The sequence below is a fragment of the Melaminivora alkalimesophila genome (genome assembly GCF_000282995.1).
In the GTDB taxonomy this organism is placed as follows: domain Bacteria; phylum Pseudomonadota; class Gammaproteobacteria; order Burkholderiales; family Burkholderiaceae_C; genus Melaminivora; species Melaminivora alkalimesophila.
On the sequence record NZ_ALEE01000279.1, the window covers coordinates 1 to 1,212 of the forward strand.

The 1,212-nt window shown below is 74.0% G+C and carries 2 protein-coding genes; both read right to left on the reverse strand.

Annotated features, from left to right (window positions below; all coding sequences use genetic code 11):
- On the reverse strand, nucleotides 1-241 hold a 241-nt coding region (locus tag A612_RS05305; protein WP_019373502.1), incomplete at its 3' end, for a hypothetical protein.
- 21 nt (nucleotides 242-262) lie between these two features.
- Nucleotides 263-1,105 (reverse strand): pantoate--beta-alanine ligase, encoded by an 843-nt coding sequence (panC, locus tag A612_RS05310; RefSeq protein ID WP_019373503.1) that lies wholly within the window; start codon nucleotides 1,103-1,105, stop codon nucleotides 263-265.
- Between the last annotated feature and the right edge of the window lie 107 nt (nucleotides 1,106-1,212).

The window sequence follows — 1,212 nt, forward strand, 5'->3', positions numbered from 1 at the left end:
CGCCGCTGCCGCCTCCCGGGCGCACCCGCAGGGAGTCGGCCCAGCCCTCGCTCGGCGCGCCCTGGCCGGCGTATTGCTGATTGCGCGAGTTGGAGCGCCACAGGCCGCCCGCCCAGAAGAGCTGCGGCTCGGTGCGGTACCAGTACCACTTGCCGTCGGCGTCCTGCGCCAGCCAGTCCCAGCCTTGCGGTGCGTCTGCCCAGTCCGGGGCGTCGCCGCCCTCTGCCCGCGAACGGGTCATGGATCGCCCTCCGGCAGCGCCTCAGAATTCCAGGTTGTCGATCAGCCGCGCCCCGCCCAGGCGCGCCGCGCCGAGCGCCACCAGGCCGCCCGGCTCGGCGCGACCCTCCGGCGGCAGCAGGTCCCCGCGCCGGCGCACCGTGAGGTAGTCCGGCTGCCAGCCGCGCGCACGCAGCGACCGCATGGCGCCTTCCTCCAGCGCCGCCAAGTCGGCGTGGGGCTGCAGCGCGGCGTCCGCCAGCGCACGCAGGGCGCGCACCAGCTGCACCGCCTCGGCGCGCTCGGCGGGACCCAGGTAGGCATTGCGCGAGCTGAGCGCCAGCCCGTCCTCGGCGCGGCAGGTCTCGCCGGCCAGGATGTCGATGGGCAGCGCGAACTGCTGCACCATGTGGCGGATCACCAGCAGCTGCTGGTAGTCCTTGCGCCCGAACACCGCCACGCCCGGGCTGCCGGCGAAGACGCAGGCAAAAAGCTTCATCACCACGGTGCTCACACCGGTGAAGAAGCCCGGGCGGAACTGCCCCTCCAGGATGTCGGCAAGCCGCGGGTCGGGTTGCACCTTGAAGGTCTGCGCCTGGGGGTAGAGCTCGCTCTCGCGTGGGGCGAACAGCACGTCGCAGCCGGCCGCCTCCAGCTGCGCGCAGTCGGCCTCCCAGGTGCGCGGGTAGCTGTCGAAATCCTCGTGCGGCAGGAACTGCAGCCGGTTGACGAAGATGCTCGCCACGGTCACGTCGCCCGCGGCGCGCGCCTGCTGCACCAGCGAGAGGTGGCCGGCGTGGAGGTTGCCCATGGTGGGCACGAAGGCCGGGCGCCCGCGCCCGGCGAGGGCGGCGCGCAGGTCGGAGATGCGGTGGACGATGTGCATGGTGCAGCCGAAAAGGTGAGCGGAAAGGCCGGTGCCCCGCCCCACGAGGCGCGGCCGGCGGGCCGCACTATGCCACGCACGGCCGGCGGCGCGGCGGCTCAGACCCG

Bases quoted from the DNA above. Each gene is read 5' to 3' on its own strand.
- panC (WP_019373503.1), bottom strand. From the start codon at position 1,105: ATGCACATCGTCCACCGCATCTCCGACCTGCGCGCCGCCCTCGCCGGG.